Consider the following 23598-nt stretch of genomic DNA (forward strand, 5'->3'; position numbering starts at 1 on the left):
TCCACCACCTGCCTTATGCCAGAACCCGCTGCAATACCGGCCCGATCTTCACAAACGCGTCCGGGGAAATGATATCCACGTGGGCGCAGTCGAGGCGATGCACCTCCAACTCGCCGATCCACGGCGCCCAGGTGTGCTGCGGATCCATGCCTGCCGGGAGCGTGCGCTCCGCCACGAACAGCGTCGCTTTGCCGCCAAACGGCACGCTGTGCGCGGTGGTCAGCAGGCGAACCGCATCGCCGTAGTTGCCTTCAATCGCCTGGAACAGCGCGTCGGACGCCTGCCCCTGCTGCGCGGCAACAAACGCCTCGCGCTCGCGGTTTATCTCATCAAGCACCGCCGGGTCCAGCTCGTTCGCGCCCTTTTCCGCCCAGTTCTGCGTTTCCGGCGGCCAAGTGTCTAACAGGCCGAGGAACGCGACCTGCTCGCCCGCCGCTTCAAGCCGTGCGGCAATGCCCTGCGCAAGCGTGCCGCCGAGCGAGTAGCCCATCAGATAATACGGGCCGTGCGGCTGAAGTTTACGCAGCGTTTGCAGATGCGCCTCGCAAACTTCCGCCAGGTTTTCCGCCTGCTGCATCGGCCCCGTCGGGCGCGGCGACTGAATGCCGGTAATTGACCAGCGCGGGTCGAGATAGCGTTGCAGCACGCTGAACTGCCACGCAAAGCCCGAGGCTGGGTGGAAGCAGTACAGCGTCGGCCCGTCGCTTTTACGCAGCGGCAGCACCGCGTCAAAACCGGCGCGGCTCGCCTCCTCTTCGCTTTGCTCTTCCGCCAGCAGGTCGGCAAGCTGGGCGACGGTCGAGGCGACCATGATTTGCCCGACGGTGACCGGCCTTTCCAGCCTGCGCCGCAGCTCGGCGGCAAGACGCATCGCCAGCAGCGAATGGCCGCCGAGCGCGAAGAAGTCGTCCTCAACCGAGCCAATCTCGCAGCCGAGCAAACCGGCAAAGGCCTGTGCGACGGTCATTTCCAGGGCGGTTTCAGGCGCGCGGCCTGAACCGCGCTGCGCCAGCTCCGGCAGCGGCAGGGCTTTGCGATCCAGCTTGCCGTTGGCGCTGAGCGGGAAATCGTCAAGCTGCACCAGCGCCACCGGCACCATGTGCGCGGGCAGCAGCGCGGCAAGACGTTCGCGCATGTCGTCGAGCGGCAGAGGTTCGCCGGATGACGAAACTAAGTAACCGACCAGCTGACGCGCGTCGCCGCCGCCCGTCGCGCTTTTGTTCAGCACGCAGGCGTGGGTGACGGCCTGCGCCACGTCCGCAAGCGACTGCATCGCGCGGTCGATATCGCCCAGCTCGATGCGCTGGCCGCGAATTTTTAGCTGGTCGTCGCTGCGCCCCAGATACTCCACCGCGCCGTTTTCAAGCCAGCGCGCCACGTCGCCGGTGCGGTACATGCGTTCGCCCGCCGCATTTGGATCGGCAACGAAGCGGCTCGCGGTCAGGTCCGGACGCGAAAGATAGCCCTGCGCCAGCTGGATGCCGGTGAGGTACAGATCGCCCGCAATGCCCACCGGCACCGGGCGCATCGCCGCGTCCAGAATACGCAGCCCGGTGTTCCATACCGGCCAGCCAATCGGCACGCTGCTGCCGGTCACGCGGGCAAGATCTTCACCAAACGCCGGATACCAGCTCACGTCGACGGCGGCCTCGGTTGGGCCATAAAGATTGTGTAACGGCGCGTGCGTGAGCTGTTCCCACTGGCGGCAAAGCTCGGCGGGCAGCGCTTCGCCGCTGCAGAACACGCGGCGCAGCGAGGCGCAGCTGGCAATCGCTTCTTCACCCGTCAGGGCGCTGACAAAAGCCGCCAGCATCGACGGAACGAAGTGCGTGGTCGTCACCCCGTAGCGGGCAAAAAGCTGCTGCAACGCTTCCGGGTCGCGGTGCGCCTCGGGCGGGGCCATCACCAGCCGCGCGCCGACGATGTACGGCCAGAAGAATTCCCAGACCGAGACGTCAAAGCTGCACGGCGTTTTTTGCAGCACCACGTCCTCGCCGTTCATCGGGTAGTGGTTTTGCATCCACAGCAGGCGGTTCACGATGGCCTGCTGTCCTACCATCACGCCCTTCGGGCGGCCCGTGGAGCCGGAGGTAAAGATGACGTAGGCGGTGTGCTCCGGGCGGGAGAGATTGCCCAACTGCGGCAGATTATCCACCGGCAGCAGATTTTCATAACACCAGGTATTCAGTCCGTCGATGGCGCTAAAGCGCGGAAGCTGCTCTGCGGAGGTGATAAGCAGGCGCGGCGCGGCATCCTCCAGCATCATCTGCAAGCGGTCGTCCGGGTAGCCGGTATCCAGCGGCAGCCAGGCGGCTCCCGCCTCAACGATGGCCTGCAGCGCCAGCGACAGGAACACCGAGCGGGGCAGCGCTACGGCGACGACGTCGCCCGGCTTCACGCCCTGCGCGATCAGCTCCCCGGCCAGCGCCAGCACCTGTTCGCGCATTTCACGGTAGTTAAAGCTGTAATGCTCATCGGCCAGCGCCGGGGCACCTGGCGTGCGCGCGGCCTGGTCGGCAATCAGGCGGCTTAACGTGGTGGCGGGCACCGGAGTCTGGGTATCGTTAACGCTTTCCAGCAGCGCGGTTTCGGCGTCGTGCAGCAGCTCCGCGTCTACGCAGCGTAATGCGGGATCCGCCGCAAACTGGCGCAGCAGCAGCGGCAGGCGGGCCAGATGCTGTTGTAAAGCCTGCGCTTCGTAGCGCTCGTCGTTTGCCAGCAGTTCGAGCGTGAAGTCGCCCTGTTCGCTGATGTAGAGCGCAATTTCCAGATCGCGCACCGGGCCGGAGGCCAGCTGGTGCGTAACGCCTTCAATTCCGGCGAAGTCCAGGCGGTAGTCGAACATTTTCAGGTTGAGTACCGGGCCAAACAGCGGATCGCCGCTGGAAACCTGCCCCAGGTCGCGCTGGATCTGCTCGGCGTCGTAGCGCTGGTAGCGGCGCATGCCCTTCAGCTCTTTCGCCAGATCCTGCGCCAGCTCCGGCAGCGTGGCGTTGGGCTGAATACGCACCCCAAACGGCAGAACGTTCAGCACCGGGCCGGTGGCGCAGAGCGCAGCGGAACCGATGCGGCGCATGAAGATAAAGCCTGCGCAATAGTCGGCCCGCCCGCTTAGCCGTCCGAGCCAGAGGGCCACCAGGCCGAGCGCCATATCCGCCGCGGTCAGGCCCGACTGGCTGACCAGCTTCTGGAACTCCGCCCGCTCGAAGCGAAGCGTCTGGCGAATCAGGCGGGTGGTGGACCCCTGCCCGGCGAGCGGCTGGGCTGAGAGCGTGGCGGGCGGCGGCAGCCGGCGGGCTTTGTCCGTCCAGAACGCCGCGTCGCGCTTCCAGGCGTCGGTTTCGCGGTAGCGTTCGTATTCGGCCACCACGTCGCTAAACGGCGTGAACGGCGTCGGCTCGGGCGTTTCACCCCGGCAATAAGCGGTGTAAATATTGGCGATCCGGCGGGTAATGGCGGTGAAGCTGAAGCCATCTACCACTAAATGGTGGAAACGCTGATACCAGAACCAGCGCGTGTCGCTCAGGCGCAGCAGCTCGTGGTGGTAAAGCGGCCTGCCGGTGGACAGGCGTAAATCCTGGTCGAGATCGTCACGCATGACGGCAAGCGCTGCGGCCTGCGGATCGGCCTCGTGGCGCAGATCGCGGCAGGTCGGGAGGTCAAAGGTTGCCGCCGGGTCAATCCACTGGCGCGCTTCGCCGTCCACTTCGCCAAAGCGCATGTGCAGCGTGTCGGCCTCCTGCATGCCTGCGACAATCGCCTTGCACAGCAGCGTTTCGTTAATCTCGCCGTTTAGTTCACCCCTGCCGTTTAGCTCCACATAGTGCGCCACGCTCCAGGCGTTGGGCTGCGGGGAAAGCTGGTCCGCCATCCAGATGCCGGGCTGTGCCGCCACCAGCGGCAGCGTATCGGTTTGTTGCTCTACGGGTGTCATTAGCGCGTCGCTCACTGCGAACCTCCCGGTGCTGCAAAGGAGGTGGGTTGTAAATTCGTCCAGTTCTCTTTAAGCCAGCCGTTGCACTCGTCGGGCAGCGCGGGCTCGCGCGTCACCTGCCAGCCCGCGGGCAGCGCGCAGTTTTCCGGCCACAGGCTGAACTGCCCGGCGGCGTTTTCGAGGATGTAAAAACGGCCCTGCGGGGCGTCGAAGGGATTACTGTATTCCATGCCTTACTCCTGTCTAATCGGGGCTTGCCAGAGCCAGGCCAGCCCGTCGAGCAGGCCGCCGCGCCAGCAAAGCGCATCGTGTCCACCGTCAACCTGACGGTAGAAAATAGCGCGCTGCGTGCTTTGTAGTAAGGGATACAGGCGTTGATTCACCTGATGAATAAGCGGTTCACGAAGGCCCGCCTCAAGGTAAACGCGCAGCGGTTTGGGTCTGATTTGCCCATCTTCCAGCTGCCTGATGAGCTGCCCGTCATGCGCGTGCGGGTCGCGCTTCGGCCACCAGTAGGAGCCGGACTGGCTCAGCACGCAGCCAAAGCGTTCCGGCCAGTTCAGCCCGGCGTACAGCGACGACAGGCCGCCGAAGCTTTGCCCGGCGACGACCGTGGTCTGCGGGTTGTGATTCCAGGCGGCGTGCCGCTCGATTTGCGGCAGCAGCTCTTCCTGCACCGCCAGCCAGAATTCCGCGTTGCACGGCAGCTCCTGGCTGCGGTGCGCGTTATCTATCACGTCAATCAATACGTAGACCGCTTCAGGCAGCGCGCCCGCGTCGGTCTGCGCCTGGAGCGCGGGCCAGGCGGGCAGGCTTTCGGCCCAGAACTGACCGTCGAGAAGAATCGCCAGCGGGCGGCTTTGCGGTGCGGTGCGGCCGGTTTCGAAAATCCAGACGCGGCGCTGGTTGCCGAGCCGTTCGCTACGCCAGTCGATACATTTTGCGGGTGCCCATGCCGCCGCCGGGGTGTCCCAGCCGGGCTGGGTTGGCGCGTCGTGCAGGTGCAGCGCGGAAACCGGATGCCCGCGCCCGCCCTTCCAGCTGTTGGGATTGAGCGGGTCGGCAATCGCCTGCGGCAGCAGCCTGCGCCAGCCTTCGCGCAGGGCAACGCGGTCCGGCGCTTCGCCCATTAAGGCCGCGGCGGGGAAGTCGTCCTCGCGGTCTGAGGGGATCAGGCAGTAGCTGCCGCGCCAGGCGGAGGTGAGGCGCGTTTGCCACCGCCAGGCGTCGGTGCCCGGCACGCGGGAAAGCGTCTGCGGATGGCTGCGCTGATGGTGGTCGGTTACGCCGGTGATGTAAATCCATACGCGCTTCGTATCGGACGTGCGTTCGCTGCCCGCCGGGTCGCGCCACCAGAACGTCACCGTGCATTCGCCCGTTTTTTCGACGGCGATCGACGGCCCGCCCTGCGCCTTAATGCCCTGCCACCAGCTCTCGCTGCCTACCTGCATGTTACCGGTCACTGCATAACCTCATGGTATTCATGGAAAAAATATATTCAGACCGAAATATCTTGATAATACTATTGATAATTATTTTCATTTGCAATAGCGTATTCGCGCTCTTTGGGCTATGGCTCTTCTGAGCGAAAACAAGGTTTTACTCACTGACACCATGCTGACTCTGGCCCGCTGGGCAAGGAGCATACGCAGAGCGCAGCGTTCAAGCAGGCCACCATAATGAATAACAAGATCACGTATTCCCTTGCGATGCTCATCCATATGGGAATTTACGGCGCGGCGCTTCCGGCATTCGCCGAAGACGCTACCGTCGACAGCAAAGAAACAGCGCAAAATCAAACCCATGACGACACCATCGTCGTTACCGCCGCCGAGCAGAATCTGCAGGCGCCCGGCGTGTCTACCATCACCGCCGAAGAGCTTAAAAAGCGCCCGCCCGCTCGCGACATCTCTGAAATCGTCCGCACCATGCCCGGCGTTAACCTGACCGGTAACTCCAACAGCGGCCAGCGTGGCAACGGCCGCCAGATTGATATTCGCGGCATGGGCCCGGAAAACACGCTGATTCTTATCGACGGCAAGCCGGTGACCAGCCGTAACTCCGTGCGCCTGGGCTGGCGCGGCGAGCGCGATACGCGCGGCGACGCAAGCTGGGTGCCGCCTGAAATGGTCGAACGTATCGAAGTTATCCGTGGCCCGGCCGCGGCGCGCTACGGTAACGGCGCGGCGGGCGGCGTGGTGAACATCATCACCAAAAAAGGCACCGACGAGTGGCACGGGACGTGGAACACCTATCTGAACGCCCCCGAGCATAAAGACGAAGGCTCGACCAAGCGCACCAACTTCAGCCTGAACGGCCCGCTGGGCGGGGATTTCAGCTTCCGCCTTTACGGCAACCTGGATAAAACCCAGGCCGACGCGTGGGATATCAACCAAGGCCACCAGTCAGAACGTACCGGGATTTATGCCGATACGCTGCCCGCCGGGCGCGAAGGCGTGATTAATAAAGACATCAACGGCGTGGTGCGCTGGGACTTTGCGCCGATGCAGTCGCTGGAGATGGAGGCGGGCTACAGCCGTCAGGGCAACCTCTATTCCGGCGATACCCAAAACACCAACACCAACAACATCGTGAAAGAGAACTACGGCAAAGAGACTAACCGCCTCTACCGCCAGACCTACTCTCTGACCTGGAACGGCGGCTGGGACGACGGCCTGACCACCAGCAACTGGGTGCAGTACGAACACACCCGCAACTCCCGCAAGCAGGAAGGCTTAGCCGGGGGCACCGAGGGCATCTTCGCCAGCAACAAGTTCAAGGATATCGACCTGAGTGACGTGCTGCTGCACAGCGAAGTGAACATCCCGATTGATTTTGTGGTCAACCAGAACCTGACGCTCGGCACCGAATGGAACCAGCAGCGCATGAAGGACCAGACCTCCAACGGCCAGGCCTTTATGGGCGGTAACATTCCGGGCATGAGCGGCACCGACCGCAGCCCGTATTCCAAAGCGGAGATCTTCTCTCTGTTCGCGGAAAACAACATGGAGGTGACCGACAGCACCATGCTGACGCCGGGCGTGCGCTTCGATCACCACAGCATCGTTGGCGATAACTGGAGCCCGTCGCTGAACCTGTCGCAGGGACTCGGCGACGACTTCACCCTGAAAATGGGTATCGCCCGCGCCTATAAAGCGCCGAGCCTCTACCAGACTAACCCGAACTACATCCTCTACAGCAAGGGCCAGGGCTGCTACGCCAGCGGCACCGGCGTCGGCTGCTACATGATGGGCAACGACGACCTGAAGGCCGAAACCAGCATCAACAAAGAAATCGGCCTTGAGTTCAAACACGAGGGCTGGCTGGCGGGCGTGACCTGGTTCCGTAACGACTACCGCGACAAGATTGAAGCGGGCTACGCGCCAATAGGCCAGACGTCTAAAGGTGCCACCAAAACTGACATCTACCAGTGGGAAAACATCCCGAAAGCGGTGGTTGAAGGCTTAGAAGGCACCCTGAACGTGCCGGTTAGCGACACGGTAAACTGGACCAACAACCTGACCTACATGCTGCAAAGCAAGAACAAGGAAACCGGCGAGCGCCTGTCCGTGATCCCGGAATATACCCTGAACTCGACGCTGAGCTGGCAGATTGTGCAGGACGTTTCCGTGCAGTCGACCTTTACCTGGTACGGCAAGCAGCAGCCGAAGAAGTACAACTATAAAGGCCAACCGGCGACCGGCCCGGAAACCACCGAGGTTAGCCCTTATAGCATCGTCGGCCTGAGCAGCACCTGGGATGCGACCAAAAACGTCAGCCTGACGGCGGGTATTGATAACCTGTTCGACAAACGCCACTGGCGCGCGGGCAACGCCCAGACCACGGGCGGCGACACCGGCTATATGTACGGCGCGGGTGCCGAGACGTATAACGAATCCGGTCGTACTTACTATGTGAGTGTGAATACGCACTTCTAATGTAGGTTTAGCGGTGGATGGCGCTTCGCTTATCCACCCTACGGTTTCTCCACTTTGTAGGGCGGGTAAGCGCATGCGCCACCCGCCGTTTTCTTTATGACTACGGCCCCACGCCATGCAAACGCATCTCGCACACTTTATCTTCCCCGGCACCGCACAACCCGTGGTGCGCGTCGATTTTGATGCCGATACCTATCGGCCGGACGACCTGCTTTGGCTGCCCCACGCGCCTCGCCTTGCCAATGCCGTAAACAGGCGCTGTGCCGAACATCTCGCTGGCCGCCTTGCCGCCTGCGAAGCGCTGCGCGCCCACGGCGTGAAGGATTACATTCCGGGGATTGGGCTGCACCGCGCCCCCTGCTGGCCGCCGGGCTTCACCGGGAGTATCACCCATACCGGGCACGTCGCGCTGGCGGCGGTCATTGCCGATAGCCCGGAGCGCTGCTGCGGAATCGGCATCGACTGTGAAGCCATACTAAACGCTTATGACGCGCAGGATATCGCCGACGGCGTGGTGAACAGGGCGGAGCGGGAGCTGCTGCTCGCCTGCGGCCTTTCCTTTACCGTCGCCCTCACTCTGGCCTTCTGCGCCAAAGAAAGCCTGTTCAAAGCCTTATACCGCCACGTCGGCCGCTACTTCGACTTTTCAGCGGCGGAAATCACCGCCGTTCACCCGCAGCAGCTGGAGCTAAAGCTGCTTTCCCGCCTCGGCCCCTTCCCCGCCGAACAACGTTTTATCGCCTTCTGGAATAGTGACGAAGCGCGATTAACGACGCTAATAACGCTGTGAAAATAATAAAGAGAAATCGCTTGCCGGGACGTCATAAGTGAATGCTATAGTCGAAAAATAACCACTATACAAAACACAACAACATTACCAACAAGGAGTTATTCTCTATGGAGAGTACGGTTTCCCTCGAACAGTTTTTAGCCTCTGTCCAGCAGCGCGATCCCCATCAGACCGAATTTGCCCAGGCGGTGCGTGAAGTCATGACCACCCTGTGGCCGTTTCTGGAACAGAACCCGCAGTATCGCCAGGCCGCCCTGCTGGAACGTCTGGTTGAACCGGAACGCGTGATTCAGTTCCGCGTCGCCTGGGTTGATGACCGCAATCAGGTGCAGGTTAACCGCGCCTGGCGCGTGCAGTTCAGCTCCGCCATCGGGCCATTCAAAGGCGGGATGCGTTTCCACCCGTCCGTTAACCTTTCCATCCTCAAATTCCTCGGCTTTGAGCAGACGTTTAAAAACGCCCTGACCACCCTGCCTATGGGCGGCGGCAAAGGCGGCAGCGACTTCAATCCGAAGGGCAAAAGCGAAGGCGAAATTATGCGTTTCTGCCAGGCGCTGATGATTGAACTTTATCGCCACCTCGGGCCGGATACCGATGTTCCTGCGGGCGATATCGGCGTGGGCGGGCGTGAAGTCGGCTTTATGGCGGGCATGATGAAAAAGCTCTCCAACAATACCGCCTGCGTGTTTACCGGCAAGGGCCTGTCGTTCGGCGGCAGCCTGATTCGCCCGGAAGCTACCGGCTATGGCCTGATCTACTTCACCGACGCCATGCTGCAGCGCCACGGTCTCGGCTTTGAAGGCATGCGCGTGGCGGTTTCCGGCTCCGGCAACGTTGCGCAGTACGCCATCGAAAAAGCGATGTCCCTCGGCGCGCGCGTTGTTACCGCATCCGACTCCAACGGCACCGTGGTTGACGAAGAAGGCTTCACCGCCGAAAAACTGGCGCGCCTGATTGAAATCAAAGCCAGCCGCGATGGCCGCGTTGCGGACTACGCCCGCGAGTTCGGGCTGAACTATCTGGAAGGCCAGCAGCCGTGGAGCGTGCCGGTGGATATCGCCCTGCCGTGCGCCACCCAGAACGAGCTGGACGAGCAGGCGGCCCGTACGCTTATCGCCAACGGCGTGAAGGCCGTCGCGGAAGGGGCCAACATGCCGACCACCATCGAAGCGACCGACCTGTTCCTTGAAGCGGGGGTGCTGTTCGCACCGGGTAAAGCGGCAAACGCGGGGGGCGTTGCGACCTCGGGTCTGGAAATGGCGCAGAACGCCGCGCGCCTGAGCTGGAAGTCCGAAAAGGTGGATATTCGCCTGCACCACATCATGCTGGATATTCACGAAGCCTGCGTGAACTACGGCGGCGAAGGCAAGCAGACCCACTACGTGCGCGGCGCGAACATCGCGGGCTTTGTTAAAGTCGCCGATGCGATGCTGGGCCAGGGCGTGCTGTAAGGTTAAGCGTTATATAATTAGGCGGGTTATGTTAAGCCCGCTATTCCATCAACCCTGGCTCAACGCGCCGGGGTTTTTACTTTTTAAGGGGCGCGAAAGCCTTTACATTAAGCCCCCCATTAAGACGGTTAGCTATTCCCGCCGATATTCCGTCCTGCTTTGCAGGGCGAAGATGAAATTCTGGAAAGAGAGACATGAAAAAGTTCACAGTCGTTACGCTGGCAGTTCTGCTGGCCGGTTGCAGTGCAAACAGCCTGAATTCACACGCGCAGCAGGTTCGTGTCACCAATAATGAACCCGGCAAAGAGTGTCGATTCCTCGGCGATATTACCGGCAGCCAGGGTAATTTCTTCACCGGCGGCTGGACGTCAAACAGCAACCTGGAAACCGGCGCGCGCAACGACCTGAAAAACCAGGCGGCGAATATGGGCGGCAACGTCGTTTCCATTATTACCCAGCGTGCGGGCCAGACCGGCAGCGCTTATGACGGTTCCGGCAGCAGCCAGCAGACCAACGTCACCCTGACCGGCAACGTCTACCGCTGCCCGGAATGATAGAGCGGCGGGTGGCGGCTACGCCTTACCCGCCCTACCTTTAAACACCCGCTTCATGGGTTCGCACGAACCCTGGGGTAGCGCAATGCGCCTTAGCCCCTACTTTCGTTTTAACGCCCTCACGTCGTAGGGTGGATAAGCGCAAGCGCCATCCACCGCAATATCAAAGACTCTCCACCCGCTCAAACGCCGCCAGCAGCACTTCCGGGCTTAGCCTAACCGCCAGCGCGTGAATGGATTCCCCCGGCTCGAGCGTGCGCGCAATCACCCTATCCAACTGCTCGCGGTTATGAATGTCCACGTCCAGCTGCGCAAGGCTCGTCGGCAGGTTAAAGCGCTTAAACGCCCGCGCCAGCTCGCTTAGCACGTCGTCCTGCCCGAGCAGGGCGCTCTGCACCAGAATACCGTAGGCCACCTTGGTGCCGTGCAGGAAGCGATCCGTCTGCGGCAGCGTGGTTAAGCCGTTGTGCACCGCATGCGCCGCCGCCACGCGGGTATAGCGTTCCCCCAGGCCGCCGACCATACCGCCGCCGGCAATAATGGCGTCCACCACGTCGGCAAACGCCTGCGTCAGCTCGCCGCGCCGTTGGTCGGCAAGCGCCGTTTCGCTGCTATCCAGCAGCACGTCGCGGATGGCAAGCGCGGCGTTGATGCCGAGGCGAACCGTCAGCGGCAGGGTTTCCGGCTGCGGGCTTAGCACCACCGCCTCGTACCATTTCGCCAGCGTATCGCCGATGCCCGCCAGCAGGTATTCCTGCGGCGCGCGAAGGATAATTTCCGGCTCGACAAGCACCAGATGGTTGGCGTCGTTGAAGATCTCAAAGCGCAGCGCCTGGCCCGCGTCGTTGTACCAGACGGAAAGCGGCGTCCAGGCCGCGCAGGTGGCGGCAATCGTCGGGATGGCGACCACCGGCACGTTCAGGCGACGCGCCACGACTTTCACGGTGTCCAGCAGCGCCCCGCCGCCAACGCCAATCACCACCCGGCTTTCCCCCGCCTGGGCGACCAGCTTTTGCACCTCGCTTTCGCTACAGTGCCCGCCGAAGGCGATGTGCTTTGCCCCCGGCGCGTTAAAGGCCGCAGGCAGGAAAGGCCGCGCCGCGGCAATCGCCCGCTCGCCGTAAATCCACACGGCCTGCCGCAGCTGCTCGTCGCTGTAAAATTCATTGAGCCTCGCAAGCGCGCCCGGATGGGAAAAGTAGTTCGCCGGGCCGGTGACGACGCGGATGGCGGTTGTGGTCATGATGTTGCTCCTTTTTCTTCTTCTCATTTATTGCGCGCGGGATGCCGTTAGCACGATGATATGTCTGGACATCCAGACGGCTAATACTATTTCGCTTTATCTTATGCCTTTTGGTTAGTTGCGGGCCAGCCCCCTGGCCGTTAAAAATTCGATAAATCAATTTATTAATCCCTAAGGCCTGGCTAACGATGACGACACCTCACCGTCTTGAGATGCGGGACATTTCCATCGCCTTTGCGGGCTTTAACGCGCTCACGCGGGTGGATTTCACCCTCGACGGCGGCTCGATCCACGCGCTGACCGGCGCAAACGGGGCCGGAAAATCGACGCTGATGGCCGTGCTTTCGGGCGCGCACGAGGTTTATCAGGGGCAAATCCTGATTAACGGCGAGCGGGTGGATATTCGCACCCCGCGCGACGCCAAGCGGCTGGGTATTCACCTCGTCCAGCAGGAGGTGGACGTGGCGCTGATCCCAGGCCTCAGCGTGGCGGAAAATATCATGCTCGATAAGCTCGCCGAGGCGGGCCACTTCTACCACTGGCCGCAGATCCGCAAGCAGGCGCAGGAGGCGCTGGCGCAGCTTGAAGTGAATATCGACGTTAATAAACGCATTGAGCAGTGCTCGCTCGCCGAAAAGCAGCAAATCCTGCTGGCGCGCGCCCTGTCGCACCGCTGCCGTTTTTTGATCCTCGACGAGCCGACCGCACCGCTTGACCAGCATGAAAGCGAACATCTGTTCAACGTGGTGCGCCGCCTGCAGCGCGGCGGCATCGCCGTGGTGTTTATCTCGCACCGCATCCACGAGCTGAAGGCGGTCTGCGACCGCATGACGGTCCTGCGCGACGGGCGGCTTATCGAAAGCGCGCCGATGGGCGAGCTGAGCGGCGAGGAGATCGTTGAGAAAATGCTGGGCCACCAGCTTGACGATATCTATCCGCCAAAACGCCCGCAGGTGGCAGACGAAACGCTGCTGCACGTCGAAGGGCTGCACGACGACCTGCTGCTGCGCGATATCTCGCTGCGGCTGCGTAAAGGCGAAATCCTCGGCATCGCGGGCCTTGCGGGCGCGGGCAAAACCGAGCTGTGCAAGGCGCTGTTTGGCGCAACCCGCAGCCGGGTGCAGCGCGGCGAGCTGAACGGCAAGGCGTGGAAGCCGAAAGACCCGGCGGATTCCGTGCTGCGCGGGCTGGCACTGGTGCCGGAAGAGCGCCGCAAAGAGGGCATTTTCATCGACGAGCCGGTGAGCATGAACCTCGCCGTCAGCGCCGATAACAGCTTTTCGCGCTGGAGCCTGTTCGGGCACCGCCAGGCGTGGCGCTGGGCGGAGGACGTGATCGAGCGCCTCGGCATTCGCACCACCGGCCCGGCGCAGACCCTGCGTCGCCTTTCGGGCGGCAACCAGCAGAAGGTCGCGATTGGCAAATGGCTGCGCGGCAACGCCGAGGTGCTGATTTTCGACGAGCCGACGAAAGGCGTGGACATCAAGGCCAAAACCGACCTGTTCACGCTTATCGACGATCTCGCCCGCCAGGGCAAAGGCGTGATTTATGCCTCCGGCGAGTTCGCCGAGCTGGTCGGCCTGTGCGACAGGATCTGCGTGCTGTGGGACGGCCGCATCGTTGCCGAACTGGACGGGCGGCAGGCAAGCGAAGAAACCCTTTTACTCTACTCCACCGGAGGAACCCCCGCGTGAGCAAAGCATTATCCCTTAAGGCGGCGTCGGGCCGTCATCAGCTGTTTGAGTTTCTCTACAAGTGGGGAATGCTGCTGACCGTGGTCGCGCTGGTGGCGCTGTTTGGCGTCGCCTCCGAAAACTTCCTCGAGCCAAACAACATCATCAATATTCTGCGCTCGATCGCCATCGTGACGGTGATTGCCATCGGCGTATCGATTTCCCTGACCGTCGGCGGCTTTGACCTGTCGGTTGGATCCACCGCTTCGCTCGCCAACGCGCTGGTGATTTCGCTGTTCGTCTGGCACGGCTTCGGCACCACCGAGGCGATTCTTATCACCCTCGCGCTCTGTACGCTGGTCGGGCTGTTTAACGCCTTTCTCATCGTCATTCTGAAAATTCCCGACATGCTCGCCACCCTCGCCAGCCTGTTCGTGATTCAGGGCGTGGCGATGACCTACAGCTACGGCGGTTCGATTACCGAAAACATGGTGCTGCCGAGCGGCGACATGGCCGAGGGGACGATTCCCACGGCGTTCGGCCTGCTGGGCCAGGTGCCGACCATCGTCATTATTATGCTGGCGGTGACCCTCGTGGCGCAGCTGGCGCTTTCGCTGACCAAGCACGGCCGCCGCATGTACGCCATCGGCGGCAACCCCGAAGCGGCGCGGCTTTCCGGCATTCGCACCACGCGCTATCGCGTTGCGGCCTACGTGCTGGCGTCGCTGCTTGCCGGGCTGGGCGGCATTCTGCTGGCTTCGCGTATCGGCTCTTCGCAGGTTAACGCGGGCGGCGGCTACCTGATGGACGCCGTGGCGGCGGCGTGGATCGGCTTCTCGCTCGCGGGTTCCGGCAAGCCCAACGCGCTGGGCACGCTGGTCGGCGCGGTGATTTTAGGCGTGCTGCAAAACGGGCTGGTGATGCTTTCCGTGCCCTATTACGCCATGGACATTATTAAAGGCCTGGTGCTGGCAGCAGCGCTTGCGATTACCTACATCCAAAAACGTTAACCATTTTAGACAGGGAACACACCATGAAAAAGATAACCACCCCACTGCTGGCGCTGGGCCTGCTTGCCGCTCTTCCCGGCCACGCGGCCACGCCAGCGCCGGTTCCTGCGGCCATCGCCGGTCACGACGGCCCGATCCGCATCGCGATTATCCGTAACCTCGGCTCCGATGATAACACCACGCAGTTTGTCGCCGGTGCCGCGCAGGAAGGCAAAAAGCTCGGCTTTAAGATCAGCACGTTTTTAAGCAACGGCGACGACGCGAAGTTCCAGGACTTTGTTAACCAGGCCATCAGCCAGAAATACGACGGGATTATCCTGTCGCAGGGGCGCGATCCGTACTCCACCGAGCTGGTGAAAAAAGCCGTCGACGCAGGGATTAAGGTCGCCGTGTTCGATACCGCCGTCAACGGCGCGATCCCCGGCGTGACCGTCACCCAGCAGGACGACGCCTCGCTGACTAACCTCTCTTTCGGCCAGCTGGTGAAAGACTTCAACGGCAAGGCGAACATCATCAAGCTGTGGGTCGCCGGGTTCCCGCCGATGGAGCGCCGCCAGACCGCCTACCAGGCGCTGCTGAAAGCGAATCCGGGTATTAAAGAGCTGGAGTCCATCGGCGCGGTATCGAGCGACGTGCAGGGCGACACCGCCAACAAAGTGGGCGCGGTGCTGGCGAAGTACCCGAAGGGCAAAATCGACGCGATTTGGGGCACCTGGGACGCCTTCAGCCAGGGCGCGTATAAAGCGCTGCAGGAGAACGGGCGCACCGAAATCAAGCTCTACAGCATCGACGTTTCCAACCAGGATCTCCAGCTGATGCGCGAAGCTAACAGCCCGTGGAAGGTGAGCGTGGCGGTCGATCCTAAGCTGATTGGTGCCACCAACGTGCGCCTGATCGCCAACAAGATTGCCGGTGAGGCCACCCCTGCCACCTACGATTTTAAAGCCGCGGCGATTCCGCAGGCGCTGCTGGCAGGCCAGCCGGGGCCGGTGAACGTGGCGTCGCTTGGCAAAATCATCCCAGGCTGGGGCCAGACCGAAGATTTCGTCGCCCCGTGGTTCGCCACGCTCGAAGCTAACAACGCGAAAAAATAACCGTAGGCCGGATAACCCAGGTCGAAAAACGTAGGTCGGATAAGGCGAAGCGCCATCCGACATCATGGAGCGCAAATGACAATTGAACTACCGCCGCCCGAATACAGCCGCAACATGCGGCTGATCGGCCACAGCGACCAGGGCGGCCGCCCCGACGGCGTGCAGGTAATGGTGCATCGCGGCTACGCCTACATCGGGCATATGGTTTCGCAGGGCTTCTCCATCGTCGACGTGCGCGATCCAAAAAAACCGAGGGCCGCAGGCTTCGTGCCCGCCCCGCCGGGGACCTGGAACGTGCATCTTCAGGCGCATGACGATCTGCTGCTGGTGATTAACGCCCGCGACCTGTTCGCCGACGCGCGCTTTGCCGACGAAAAGGTCTACTACACCCGCGCCGTGGGCGAAACCGTCAGCGACGTGCGGGACAAAGGCTGGAGCGCCGGGCTGCGGATTTTTGACATCTCCACGCCCGACCGGCCGCGCGAAATCAGCTTCCTGTCGCTTAGCGGCATCGGCATTCACCGCTGCTGGTACGTCGGCGGGCGCTGGGCCTACGTATCGGCGCTGATCGACGGCTTTAGCGACTACATCTTCCTGACTATCGACCTTGCCGTTCCGCGCAATCCGCATGTGGCGGGCAACTGGTGGCTGCCGGGCATGAACACCGCCGCGGGCGAAACGCCGAGCTGGCCGGAAGGCAAACGCTACGCGCTGCACCATGCGATTATCAGCGGCGACACGGCCTACGCCAGCTGGCGCGACGGCGGGCTGACGCTGCTCGACGTTTCCGACCGCAGCCGGCCGCAGCTTATCAGCCACCGCAACTGGAGCCCGCCGTTTGGCGGCGGCACGCACACCGCCCTGCCGCTCCCGGACAGGGATTTGCTGGTGGTGCTGGACGAGGCGGTGCTGGACGACCAGCAGGACGGCGAGAAGCTGATTTGGGTGTTTGATATCCGCGACAAATCGAACCCGGTCAGCATTGCCACCTTCCCGCAGCCCGACGAAATCGACTATGTGGCAAAAGGCGCGCACTTCGGGCCGCACAACCTGCATGAAAACCGGCCCGGCAGCTTCGTTAGCTCAACGCTGATTTTCGCGACATACCAGAACGCGGGTGTGCGCGCCTACGACATCTCCAATCCGTATCGCCCGGTGGAAACCGGCGCGCTGGTGCCCGCCGCACCGGAACGTATGATGGACACGCGCCCGGGCCGCCCGCAGGTGATCCAGTCCTGCGACGTGTTTGTCGACGCGCAGGGGATTATTTACAGCACGGATTACAACGGCGGGCTTTCGTTGATTGAGTATTTGGGGTGATGTGGGGGGATTTTGTCGGATGGCGCTGCGCTTATCCGACCTACGCTGGTTGAGATATGAGCAGACATACGCCATAATAAGACCAGTTAACAGGTCTTATAAGAGGTCTTTATGCCTTCCGTTATTTTAAGCGACATGAGCGCCAGCGTCAGCGAGCTGAAAAAAAATCCGATGGCGACGGTAAATGCAGGTGAAGGCCTGCCCGTTGCTATTCTCAACCGCAATCAACCTGCTTTTTACTGTGTCCCTGCCGCGCTGTACGAGCAAATGATGGACGCGCTCGACGATTTGGAACTGGTGAACCTCGTCAAGGAGCGCCAAAACCAGCCGCTGGTGGATATCGATTTGGATGAATATCTATGAGTTATACGGTCAAGTTCAGGGAAGATGCTGTCAAAGAATGGAAACGTCTCGACAGGACCGTACAACAGCAGTTTGCCAAAAAGCTTAAGAAGCTCATCGAAAATCCGCATATTCCCAGCGCGCGCCTGCATGATTTGAAAAACTGCTACAAAATCAAACTGCGCGCGTCGGGCTTCAGGCTCGTGTATGAAGTCATCGATAACGTTTTGTTAATTACGGTTATCGCGGTGGGAAAACGCGAACGTAGCGAAGTTTATGAAATGGCGCGCACGCGGTTGAAATAGAATTTGTAGGGTGGATAAGCGCAGCTGCCATCCACCGTTTCACTCTATCCCTTCTGACGAACGCGGGCGATAAACTGCTCGACGTTCTCCACCTGTCCGGCTATCAGAATCAGGAATTTGCCAAGCTCGATGGCGTGGCTGGTGCAGGCCACGCGCGTTTCCCGGTCTGCAATCGTTTCGAGATCGGCGACGTGGGACATGCCCACCGTGCGGCGGATGAGCTCCGTGCCGCAGTAGCCGATGGCGTCCTGCCACACGCTTTGCAGGAAACGGTTAACGTAGCCCGGATACGCGAGCGCCGCGTCGCGGGTTTCGCCGCGCGCCAGGGTTTCGAAGCGTTCGGCAAAGGTGAGCCACAGCTCGCGGATGTCTTTTAAGCGCTGCTCGCGGTTCGCTGCGGCGTCGCGCGGGCCAAAATGCCCCGGCTGCGCGCAGTAGTTCAGCAGCAGGTTGCCGATGGCCGTGCCGATATCAAAGCCCACCGGCCCGACGTAGCCGAACTCGGCGTCGATGGCCTTCAGGCTGCCTTCGGCGACGAAAATCGATCCGCTATGAATGTCGCCGTGCAGCAGGGCTTCCGCCGCCGAGAAGAAGCGGTGCTTTAAGCCCGCCACGGCAATTTTCAGACAGTCGTCGTTGCGCAGCGCCGCAACCTGTTCTTCCAACTCCGCCGGGTAGCTGTTGCGATCGTGTTCGATAAACGGATCGTTAAAGAACAGATCTTCGGTGATCTCGCACATTTCCGGATTGATAAAGCGGGCAACCAGCGCCTTTTTCTCGTGCGGATGCAGGTAGAAATCGGACGTGTGGAACAGCGTTTGCGCCAGGTATTCGCCAAGCTGTGTCGCGGCCTGCGGGTAGTAAACGCCGCTAATCAGCTCGCCGCGCCAGATGCGATAGCTGGATAAATCTTCCATCACCATCACCGCCAGAGCCGGGTCGTAGTGCAGGATTTGCACGGTGTGCTGCGGGCTGTGTTTGTAGTGCTCCACCAGCGTTTGCGCTTCTAAACGCGCGCGGTCGAGCGTCAGCGGCCAGGATTCGCCCACGCAGCGCACGTAGGGCAGCGCCTGCTTGACGATGATGCGGCTTACGCCCGCGGTATCGAAGATTTTGAACACCAGGTTGAGGTTGCCGTCGCCAACTTCCTGCGCGTCCACAAGGCTTGCTGGGTTTGCCAGGCCGCCAAACTGTTGAGCGTAAGCCACCGCGTCGGCTGCGGTAAACGTGCGGTATTGCGACATTGCCGGTTCCTCTTCGAAATAGATTAAATAAGCCGTTCAGACGTCTATACATCCGTGAGGCATGTTGGCACAATATGAAGCAACAACGCAACATGGATTTAACACGCATGCATAATTTAAAAACAACCAGCCTGCACGTTCGCGAAAACCAGCTGTGGATCCTCGACCAGCAGGCGCTGCCCCAGCGGCAAAACTGGCTGCCTGCCCACACCGTCGAGCAGCTTGTCGGCCATATTCACGCCCTGCGCGTGCGCGGCGCGCCGCTGATCGGGCTTTCCGCCAGCCTGCTTCTGGCGCTGCTGGCTGAGAACGGCCTGCCGAAAGCCGGGCTTGGCGAGGCGCTGGAGATCCTGCGCGCGTCGCGCCCGACGGCGGTCAATCTGATGAACAATCTCGACCGCATGAAGCAGGCGCTGGCCGAGGCCAATTTTGTCGCGGCGCTCGGCGCGGAGGCGCTGCGCCTGGTTGAAGAAGATAAAATCCTTTGCGAGAACATCGCGCTGGCGGGCGTCGAGCTGGTGAAGCCCGGCAGCCGCCTGCTGACGCACTGCAATACCGGCGGGCTTGCGACGGCGGGCGTCGGCACCGCGATCGGCGTGATTCACCGCGCCTTTGAGCAGGGGAAAGTGGCAAACGTGTGGGTCGACGAAACGCGCCCGCTGCTGCAGGGTGGCCGACTGACGGCATGGGAGCTGGGCGAGCTGGGCATTCCCTATCGCCTAATCTGCGATTCGATGGCGGCAAGCCTGATGGCGAAAAAGCAGGTGGACGCGGTGTGGGTCGGCGCGGACAGAATCGCCGCCAACGGCGACGTGGCGAACAAAATCGGCACCTACAGCCTGGCGGTGCTGGCGAAGTACCACGGCATTCCGTTCTACGTTGCCGCCCCGCAAACCACGCTCGACAGGCGCTGCCCGAACGGCGATGCGATCCCCATCGAGCAGCGTTCGCCGTCAGAAGTGACGGGCGTTGCGGGCAGCTTCGGCGCGGTGCAGTGGGCGCCGGTTGATGCGGCGGTGTACAACCCGGCGTTTGACGTGACGCCCGCCGAGTTAATCAGCGGCTGGGTGTTGGATACCGGCGTGGTGACGCCGGAGAGGGTGCGGGACGGGGAGTTTAAAACGAGATAATTTGCGGTGGATGGCGCTTGCGCTTATCCACCCTACGATTTGTACGAAACTTAGGTCGGGTAAGGCGCAGCCGCCACCCGACACATTCCACAGACGAAACGTAGGTCGGGTAAGGCGCAGCCGCCACCCGACACATTCCACAGACGAAACGTAGGTCGGGTAAGGCGCAGCCGCCACCCGACATATTCCACAGACGAAACGTAGGTCGGGTAAGGCGCAGCCGCCACCCGACATATTCCACAGACGAAACGTAGGTCGGGTAAGGCGCAGCCGCCACCCGACATATTCCACAGACGAAACGTAGGTCGGGTAAGGCGCAGCCGCCACCCGACATATTCCACAGACGAAACGTAGGTCGGGTAAGGCGCAGCCGCCACCCGACACACGCCTAAGGCAGCTTCGGATAATTATCCGCAATCGCATCGCCGGTGAACCTGGCGATCCACCCTTCCGGGTTATCGAATATGCGGATCGCGGTGAAGTTCGGCTGCGAACCCATATCAAACCAGTGGGGCGTGCCCGCCGGGACGGAAATCAGATCGTTTTTCTCGCACAGAATCTGGTAAATCTTGCCGTCCAGATGCAGGCAAAACAGCCCCGCGCCCTCCACAAAGAACCGCACCTCGTCTTCGCCATGGGTGTGCTCGGAAAGAAACTTGCCGCGCATCGCCTCTTTTTGCGGGTTATCGGCGCGGATGCTGATCACATCCCAGCTTTTGTAGCCCTTTTCCGCCACTAACCTGTCGATGGCGTGCTGATAGGCGTCCAGCACCGCCTGCGGCTGCGGGTTTTCACCTAAATCGCGGTCGGCCTGCCAGCGCTCGAAACGCACGTCTTTAGCGTTAAGCTGCTCGCGGATGGCCTGCGCGTCGGTGCTGTGCCACACCGGCTCGCGGGATTCGGTGTCGGTAAAAATGGTCAATGCGCTCATGAGGAAATTTGCTCCAGGTTTATCTCGTCAAAACGGTTTACCTGACGGTGAACGCTCTGCGCGTCCGCCTCGCCACGAATTAACTGCACGGTGTTCCAGCCCGCCTGCCGCGCGGCGTCCAGCTCCTGGCGAATATCCGACAGGAACAGCAGCTCGCCCGCAGGTTTGCCAATCTCGGCGGCGATATTGCGATACGACTGCTCCTCGCGCTTCAATCCGACGTGGGTATCAAAATAGCCGCTGAACAAGGGGGTAATATCACCTTCGTCGCTGTAGCCAAATAACAATTTTTGCGCAGCAACCGATCCCGATGAATAAACGTAAAGCGCCGCGCCCCGCTGCCGCCAGGCGTTGAATGCTGGCACAACGTCCGGGTAAAGATGGCCGGTAAAATCGCCGTTCACGTAGCCATCGCGCCAGATCATGCCCTGAAGCGCCTTTAGCGCGGTGGATTTGCGATCTTCATCCATAAAGCCAAAAAGCGTGGCGATCAGCCGTTCGACGTCGGCCTGCGGCTCGCCGATCTCTTTGCGCAGATCGGCCAGGATCGCCTGAACTGCCTCTTCATGCTGATGTTCGCGCACGAAGCCCGCCAGCCGCTCGCGGGCGTACGGAAAAAGGATGTTATGGACAAAGCTGATGTCGCTGGTGGTGCCTTCAATGTCGGTGACGATGGCGCTAATCATGTTCTCTCCAGCAGGCGACGCTGCATTTCACATTCAAATAAAAACTCCAGCCCTTCGAGGTGCTGACGGGCCTGCGCGACGTCTTTGCCCCAGCAGGTCAGGCCGTGGCCGCGCAGTAAAAATCCATAGCGCAGCGGCGTTTCGGCGGCGAAGCGTTCAATTTGGCCGGCAAGCCTGTCGATGTCCTGATCGTTGTCGAAGATGGCAATCGGCAGCGCGTCCAGATGGGTGGTTTGCCCGGTTAAAGACTTTTGCATTTCGTAGCCCTGGAGCACCAGCGCGGCCGATTTTTCAACTCGGGAAAGCACCGTCGAGTTAACGGTGTGCGTGTGCAGAACCGCGCCCGCTTCCGGGAAAAGGCGGTAAATCAGGGTATGCAGGCCGGTTTCCGCCGAAGGCTTACGGCCCGACGGCGCGCGGCCGGTTGCGATCTCCACCTGAATAAAATTGTCTACCGTCAGGCGGCCTTTGTCTTTGCCGGATTCGCTGAGCAGGCAGTGAATATCATCTTGCCGCACCGACATGTTGCCGCCGGTTGCGGGCGCCCAGCCCTTTGCGCCGATCCAGTGGCAGGCCGCCACCAGTTCCGCGAGTTGCAGTTGTGCTGTCATACCCTTCCTTTTGTGCAGGTGCGCTGTCGCTATATCGTTATGGTTTAGACGTCTAAGCGTCTTGATTGCCAAATCTTAACATCGTGTTATAGTCCCAGCAACACAAGGAATACAAGCAACGCAGCAAAGGTCGCCTAATAATGACTCAAAAAACCTTGATCCCCGAAAGCAAACTCCCCGCGCTAGGCACCACCATCTTCACGCAGATGAGCGCCTTAGCAGCACGGCATCAGGCCATTAACCTGTCCCAGGGATTCCCCGACTTCGACGGGCCGCGCTATCTGCAGGAACGCCTGGCGTTTCACGTGGCGAACGGCGCAAACCAGTACGCGCCGATGACCGGCGTGCAGGCGCTGCGCGAGGCCATCGCCGACAAAACCGCCGAGCTTTACGGGCACAGGCCTGACGCCAATACCGACATCACCGTCACCGCTGGCGCGACCGAAGCGCTTTACGCCGCTATCACCGCGCTGGTGCGCCCCGGCGATGAGGTTATCTGTTTCGATCCCAGCTACGACAGCTACGCGCCGGCCGTGACGCTTTCCGGCGGCGTGCTCAAGCGCATCGCCCTTAAGCCGCCCGCTTTCCGCGTCGACTGGGACGAGTTCGCCACGCTGTTAAGTCCGCGCACGCGGCTGGTGATCCTCAACACGCCGCACAATCCTTCCGCGACCGTGTGGCGTAAAAGCGATTTTGCAACGCTTTGGCAGGCGATTGCCGAGCATGAGGTATACGTTCTGAGCGATGAGGTTTACGAGCACATTTGCTTTGACGAGGCGGGCCACGCCAGCGTGCTCGCCCATCCGCAGCTGCGTGAACGCGCCGTGGCGGTCTCATCATTTGGCAAAACGTTCCATATGACGGGCTGGAAGGTGGGCTACTGCGTGGCGCCGGCGGCGATTAGCGCCGAGCTGCGCAAGGTGCACCAGTATCTGACTTTTGCGGTTAACACCCCGGCACAGCTGGCGATTGCGGATATGCTGCGCGCCGCACCGGAGCATTATCGCGAGCTGCCGGCGTTTTACCGGGCGCGCCGCGACAGGTTTGTTGAAGCGCTGGCCAACAGCCGCTTTGAGATTTTACCCAGTGAGGGCACCTACTTCCTGCTGGCGGACTATAGCGCGATTTCCGATCTGGACGACGTGAGCTTCTGCCAGTGGCTGACCAAAGAGGTGGGCGTGGCGGCGATTCCGCTGTCGGTGTTCTGCGCCGATCCTTTCCCGCATCGGCTGATTCGGCTGTGCTTTGCGAAGCAGGAGGCGACGCTTGACGCCGCGGCGGCGCGTTTGTGTAAGGTTTGATTTTGCGGTGGGTGGCGCTGCGCTTACCCACCCTGTACGAT

At 61.4% G+C, this 23598-nt stretch carries 20 protein-coding genes; 12 read left to right on the forward strand and 8 right to left on the reverse strand.

Annotation, left to right across the window (positions count from 1 at the left end; genetic code table 11):
• Positions 1-13: 13 nt before the first annotated feature.
• From ACSPHG_RS17695 to fes, 3 genes are read right to left on the reverse strand one after another with little or no spacing between them, the layout of a single operon-like run.
• A complete protein-coding gene (locus tag ACSPHG_RS17695; protein WP_435956053.1) occupies positions 14-3934 on the reverse strand; it encodes an enterobactin synthase subunit F in 3921 nt (1306 codons plus the stop codon).
• 11 nt (positions 3935-3945) lie between these two features.
• On the reverse strand, positions 3946-4164 hold the full coding sequence (locus ACSPHG_RS17700; RefSeq protein WP_435954793.1) for an MbtH family protein: 219 nt from the start codon (positions 4162-4164) through the stop codon (positions 3946-3948).
• A 3-nt stretch (positions 4165-4167) separates the two neighbouring features.
• On the reverse strand, positions 4168-5385 hold the full coding sequence (gene fes, locus ACSPHG_RS17705; RefSeq protein WP_435956054.1) for an enterochelin esterase: 1218 nt from the start codon (positions 5383-5385) through the stop codon (positions 4168-4170).
• A 228-nt stretch (positions 5386-5613) separates the two neighbouring features.
• Between fes and ACSPHG_RS17710 the strand changes: the two genes are divergently transcribed.
• From ACSPHG_RS17710 to ACSPHG_RS17725, 4 genes are all read left to right on the forward strand, one after another.
• Positions 5614-7872: a TonB-dependent siderophore receptor gene (locus ACSPHG_RS17710; protein WP_435954794.1), complete on the forward strand. Its 2259-nt coding sequence runs from the start codon at positions 5614-5616 to the stop codon at positions 7870-7872.
• A gap of 115 nt (positions 7873-7987) precedes the next feature.
• The gene (locus tag ACSPHG_RS17715; RefSeq protein ID WP_435954795.1) at positions 7988-8662 is read left to right on the forward strand and encodes a 4'-phosphopantetheinyl transferase family protein; all 675 of its coding nucleotides are present in this window, start codon (positions 7988-7990) and stop codon (positions 8660-8662) included.
• A gap of 107 nt (positions 8663-8769) precedes the next feature.
• The gene (gene gdhA, locus ACSPHG_RS17720; protein ID WP_435954796.1) at positions 8770-10113 is read left to right on the forward strand and encodes an NADP-specific glutamate dehydrogenase; all 1344 of its coding nucleotides are present in this window, start codon (positions 8770-8772) and stop codon (positions 10111-10113) included.
• Between the two features lie 194 nt (positions 10114-10307).
• Entirely contained in the window at positions 10308-10667 is a 360-nt protein-coding gene (locus tag ACSPHG_RS17725) for a DUF4156 domain-containing protein (protein ID WP_435954797.1), read from the forward strand.
• Positions 10668-10830: 163 nt separating this feature from the next.
• On the opposite strand, the gene ACSPHG_RS17730 is transcribed toward ACSPHG_RS17725, so the two are convergent.
• Positions 10831-11910, reverse strand: a complete 1080-nt coding sequence (locus ACSPHG_RS17730) for an oxidoreductase (RefSeq protein ID WP_435954798.1) — start codon at positions 11908-11910, stop codon at positions 10831-10833.
• Positions 11911-12098: 188 nt separating this feature from the next.
• Between ACSPHG_RS17730 and ACSPHG_RS17735 the strand changes: the two genes are divergently transcribed.
• The 6 genes from ACSPHG_RS17735 (at position 12099) to ACSPHG_RS17760 (ending at position 17654) form a co-directional block, all read left to right on the forward strand.
• Entirely contained in the window at positions 12099-13604 is a 1506-nt protein-coding gene (locus tag ACSPHG_RS17735) for a sugar ABC transporter ATP-binding protein (RefSeq protein ID WP_435954799.1), read from the forward strand.
• Complete coding sequence (locus tag ACSPHG_RS17740; protein ID WP_435954800.1) at positions 13601-14593, forward strand: ABC transporter permease; 993 nt, start codon at positions 13601-13603, stop codon at positions 14591-14593. Before ACSPHG_RS17735 ends, ACSPHG_RS17740 begins: the two co-directional genes overlap by 4 nt.
• Positions 14594-14616: 23 nt before the next feature.
• The gene (locus ACSPHG_RS17745) at positions 14617-15687 is read left to right on the forward strand and encodes a sugar ABC transporter substrate-binding protein (protein ID WP_435954801.1); all 1071 of its coding nucleotides are present in this window, start codon (positions 14617-14619) and stop codon (positions 15685-15687) included.
• 75 nt (positions 15688-15762) lie between these two features.
• Complete coding sequence (locus ACSPHG_RS17750; protein WP_435954802.1) at positions 15763-17007, forward strand: LVIVD repeat-containing protein; 1245 nt, start codon at positions 15763-15765, stop codon at positions 17005-17007.
• Between the two features lie 111 nt (positions 17008-17118).
• Positions 17119-17370 carry a type II toxin-antitoxin system Phd/YefM family antitoxin gene (locus ACSPHG_RS17755; protein ID WP_435954803.1) on the forward strand — a complete coding sequence of 84 codons (252 nt, stop codon included), beginning with the start codon at positions 17119-17121 and terminating at the stop codon, positions 17368-17370.
• Positions 17367-17654 (forward strand): type II toxin-antitoxin system RelE family toxin, encoded by a 288-nt coding sequence (locus ACSPHG_RS17760; protein ID WP_435954804.1) that lies wholly within the window; start codon positions 17367-17369, stop codon positions 17652-17654. Before ACSPHG_RS17755 ends, ACSPHG_RS17760 begins: the two co-directional genes overlap by 4 nt.
• Before the next feature lie 44 nt (positions 17655-17698).
• Here the strand turns inward: ACSPHG_RS17760 and mtnK are convergent, their stop codons facing one another.
• Positions 17699-18898: an S-methyl-5-thioribose kinase gene (gene mtnK, locus ACSPHG_RS17765; protein ID WP_435954805.1), complete on the reverse strand. Its 1200-nt coding sequence runs from the start codon at positions 18896-18898 to the stop codon at positions 17699-17701.
• 107 nt (positions 18899-19005) lie between these two features.
• On the opposite strand from mtnK, the gene mtnA reads away from it, so the two are divergent.
• A complete protein-coding gene (mtnA, locus tag ACSPHG_RS17770) occupies positions 19006-20028 on the forward strand; it encodes an S-methyl-5-thioribose-1-phosphate isomerase (RefSeq protein ID WP_435954806.1) in 1023 nt (340 codons plus the stop codon).
• Between the two features lie 388 nt (positions 20029-20416).
• On the opposite strand, the gene ACSPHG_RS17775 is transcribed toward mtnA, so the two are convergent.
• The 3 genes from ACSPHG_RS17775 to ACSPHG_RS17785 are packed head-to-tail and all read right to left on the reverse strand — an operon-like array spanning position 20417 to position 22256.
• Positions 20417-20959, reverse strand: coding sequence for a 1,2-dihydroxy-3-keto-5-methylthiopentene dioxygenase (locus tag ACSPHG_RS17775; protein ID WP_435954807.1), 543 nt, complete (start codon positions 20957-20959; stop codon positions 20417-20419).
• A complete protein-coding gene (gene mtnC, locus ACSPHG_RS17780; protein WP_435954808.1) occupies positions 20956-21645 on the reverse strand; it encodes an acireductone synthase in 690 nt (229 codons plus the stop codon). Before mtnC ends, ACSPHG_RS17775 begins: the two co-directional genes overlap by 4 nt.
• Entirely contained in the window at positions 21642-22256 is a 615-nt protein-coding gene (locus ACSPHG_RS17785; protein ID WP_435954809.1) for a methylthioribulose 1-phosphate dehydratase, read from the reverse strand. Before ACSPHG_RS17785 ends, mtnC begins: the two co-directional genes overlap by 4 nt.
• 140 nt (positions 22257-22396) lie before the next feature.
• On the opposite strand from ACSPHG_RS17785, the gene ACSPHG_RS17790 reads away from it, so the two are divergent.
• On the forward strand, positions 22397-23557 hold the full coding sequence (locus ACSPHG_RS17790) for a pyridoxal phosphate-dependent aminotransferase (RefSeq protein WP_435954810.1): 1161 nt from the start codon (positions 22397-22399) through the stop codon (positions 23555-23557).
• The last annotated feature ends 41 nt before the right edge of the window (positions 23558-23598 follow it).

Source organism: Dryocola baronae (assembly GCF_051297175.1).
Taxonomy (GTDB): Bacteria; Pseudomonadota; Gammaproteobacteria; order Enterobacterales; family Enterobacteriaceae; genus Dryocola.